At 40.9% G+C, this 3,652-nt stretch carries 3 protein-coding genes; all 3 read right to left on the reverse strand.

Annotated elements, in window-relative coordinates:
* Positions 1 to 720: saccharopine dehydrogenase family protein (locus tag ACJMMI_RS03100; protein ID WP_405353443.1), on the reverse strand; the 720-nt coding region annotated here is incomplete at its 3' end.
* Positions 721 to 750: 30 nt separating this feature from the next.
* Positions 751 to 1,605, reverse strand: a complete 855-nt coding sequence (gene speE / locus ACJMMI_RS03105; RefSeq protein ID WP_405353445.1) for a polyamine aminopropyltransferase — start codon at positions 1,603 to 1,605, stop codon at positions 751 to 753.
* Positions 1,606 to 1,719: 114 nt separating this feature from the next.
* A complete protein-coding gene (locus tag ACJMMI_RS03110; RefSeq protein WP_405353446.1) occupies positions 1,720 to 3,168 on the reverse strand; it encodes an aminotransferase class I/II-fold pyridoxal phosphate-dependent enzyme in 1,449 nt (482 codons plus the stop codon).
* Positions 3,169 to 3,652: the final 484 nt, after the last annotated feature.

Genomic DNA, 3,652 nt, shown 5'->3' on the forward strand with positions numbered 1-3,652 from the left:
TACTTCAGGGAAATTATATACTCTCTTAATCTCCATAGGCTTGGTTTCAACCCACTTGCCATTTTCCCAATACGAGCCGTTTGCAGATACCTCACGAAGATTGATTTCAGGGTTAAAGTTTGTTGCGAACGGATAGCCATGGTCACCGCCGTTGCAGTCGAGAATGTCAATATAATGAATTTCGTCAAAGTAATGCTTGAGTGCATAGGCTGTGAATACGCTTGTTACACCCGGGTCAAAGCCTGTACCCAAAAGTGCGGTAATACCGGCTTTCTCGAATTTCTCTTTGTATGCCCATTGCCATGAATAGTCAAAATAAGCAGTAAAGCCAAGCTCTTTGCAACGCTTTTCATAGATTGCTTTCCACTCAGGGTCTGTGGTGTCCTCAGGCTCGTAGTTTGCTGTGTCAATGTAGTCTGTCTTGGTTTCAAGACAAGCATCCATAATTGTTAAGTCTTGATACGGAAGTGCGAGGTTTAACACAGCGTCAGGCTTGTATGAATTGACGAGAGCCACAAGCTCGTCCTTGCTGTCGGCATTAACCTGTGCTGTTGTGATTACAGTTTTGGTTGTATTCTCAAGCTTTGCTTTGATAGCGTCACACTTTGATTTTGTTCTGCTTGCAATGCAGATTTCTGTAAAAACATCGCTGTTCTGGCAGCACTTATGAATTGCAACACCTGCAACACCGCCACAGCCAATAATTAAAAGTCTGCTCATTTTAATTCCTCCAATACAAAAATCAATCTATTATTTTTCTTCCTCTGAAAGCAAATCCTCAACATACTTTGGCAGCATAAACGCTCCTCTGTGAAGATTTGTTGTGTAATACCATGTCTTTATATTACGCTTATTCCACCTTTTAGCGTCAAGGTCTTTGAGCGGATGATACTTTTTAGATGCAAAGCCAAAGAGCCAGTAGCCTGCCGCACAGGTTGGAATGTGAGCCTGATACACTCGGCTTATAGGGAACGAACTGAATACCCTTTTGTGCATTGCCTTGCATGCACCCTCATCCTCATCATAAAACGGACTGCCATGCTGATACACCATAACTCCGTCATCTTTAAGAGCCTTGTAACAGCTGCCGTAAAACTCCTTGGTAAAAAGTCCCTCTGTGTGTCCGAATGGGTCGGTTGCGTCATTTATAATAAGGTCATATTCATTGTGGCAGGTGCGTAAAAATCTTAAACCGTCCTGATAATAAATATTAACTCGCTTATCATCAAGTCCCTTTGAGTTGTCAGGAAAATACTTTTTGCACACCTCAACAAACATCTCATCAGGCTCGACAACATCAATCACTTCTATCTCCTCGTAATGAGAAAGCTCTCTGGCAACACCGCCGTCACCGCCGCCGATAACAAGCACCTTTTTAACATTCGGGTGCACCGCCATTGGCACATGAACAATCATCTCATCATAAGTAAATTCGTCTTTTTCGCTGAAAATAACATTGCCGTCCGAGGTGAGAAATCTGCCGAACTCAACAGAGTCAAACACATCTATTCTCTGAAAATCACTCTGACCGCTGAAAAGCTGTTTTTCAACTCTTATAGAAAGCTCAACATTGTCGGTATGTCTTTCCGAAAACCAAAACTCCATATAAACACTCCTTTGGTTTATTTTTTAGCAAACTACATTAAACTCGACCTCGACAAAAAGAAATCAAAAGTAGTTTTAAGGTAACATAGATTTTTATATAATAAAATGATTTAATTATTTCAGTACATTAAGCTTTTCAATATATGGGTCTTCTGTACCCTGCATTGAACAGCCTTTTGCCTTTGCATAATTAATGTACTCTATAATTTCATCTGTAATCATTTCACCCGGAGAAAGAATAGGGATTCCCGGTGGGTAGCACATTACAAATTCGCTGCAAATTCTGCCTGCAGTCTGCTCAATCGGGAGCATTTCCTTATCCGCATAAAAGGCGTCCCTTGGAGTTGCCGATACGATTGGCGGAATGTACTCCATACTGAGCATTTTTGCGTTGTCCTTTGAATACAGTCTTTTAATGTCGGCAAGAGCACCAACGAGTCTTTCAATATCCTGTATTCTGTCACCTATTGAAATATAGGCAAGAATGTTACCTATGTCACCGAATTCAATCTGAATATCGTATTCATCACGGAGCAAATCGTAAACCTCTATGCCTGCAAGTCCAATATCTCTTGTGTAAATTGAAAGCTTGGTTACATCATAATCATACACACTGCTTCCGTTGTTAAGCTCTCTGCCATAGGCATAGTAACCGCCGATTTCGTTAATTTCGTTTCGTGCATACTCTGCCATCTTCATAACCTTTGCAAAGGACTCCTTGCCTCGCAAAGCAAGGTTTCTTCTTGAAATATCAAGACTCGACATAAGCAGGTAGCTTGCACTCGTAGTCTGAGTCAGGTTAATTATCTGAGCCACATATTCCCAGCGAACATTTTTGTTTGTAAGAAGCAATGAACTCTGAGTAAGACTGCCGCCTGATTTGTGCATTGATACTGCCGCAATATCGGCACCGGCTTCCATAGCTGATACCGGCAAGTCCTCACCAAAATAAAAATGTGTACCGTGTGCCTCATCTGCAAGCACTTTCATACCATGTGCATGTGCAAGCTTTACGATTGCTTTAAGGTCAGACGCAATGCCGTAATAGGTTGGGTTGTTTACAAGTATAGCCACAGCGTCGGGATTTTCTTTGATTGCATTTTCAACCTGAGCAAGCTCCATACCGAGTGCTATACCTATTTTTTTATCAACATCGGGGTTTACATATGCAGGCACAGCACCACAAAGCACAAGTGCATTGATAACGCTTTTATGCACATTTCGTGGTAAGATAATCTTGTCGCCTGCCTTGCACACAGACCATATCATACTTTGTACGGCCGAGGTTGTGCCGCCCACCATAAAGAAGGCATGACCTGCACCAAATGCGTCTGCCGCAAGCTGTTCTGCCTCAAGAATTACCGATACAGGGTGACAGAGGTTGTCAAGCGGTTTCATTGAATTTACATCAAGCCCAACGCATTTTTCACCGAGCAATTCTACAAGCTCGTGATTTCCTCTTCCTCTTTTATGTCCCGGCACATCAAAGGGCACTACCCTTTGCTTACGAAATTTTTGTAAAGCCTCGTACACAGGGGCTTTCTTTTGTGCGTTTATATCCATTTACATTACCCTTTCGGCTTATCAAAAATAATGCAACAAAAAACAGGCGGCACAATGCACCACCTGTAGATTAACGGATATATGATTTATTTTCTGTAGCTTATGCTGACAGTTAATAGAAGAATTCCGTTTTCAGAGCTAATGTAGCAAATATACCGTTCTGCTCTTATTGACCGTTTCACAAGTGATGTGCTGTTGCACTGATGATAAGTAATCGACTTATAAAATTTGAGCTTTTAACTCAATCAATAATGTGGCTTGCACCACGCTCGGCAGCTGACCCGCCTGTCCGTATGGGCTTAACTTGCTTACGCAAGTGGTCATATATTTGCATGAAAACAGAAATCTTTTTCACGCTAAATTAAGTAAGAATTTATCTCGCTATAAATTTATAATAAACCAAATATAAATTTTTGTCAAGAAATATAACGAAATTTACAAATTCTTTACTTTAAATATCCTTTATAATTCTTTTTAGTAAATA

This window comes from Ruminococcus sp., from assembly GCF_045129435.1.
In the GTDB taxonomy this organism is placed as follows: domain Bacteria; phylum Bacillota; class Clostridia; order Oscillospirales; family Acutalibacteraceae; genus Ruminococcoides.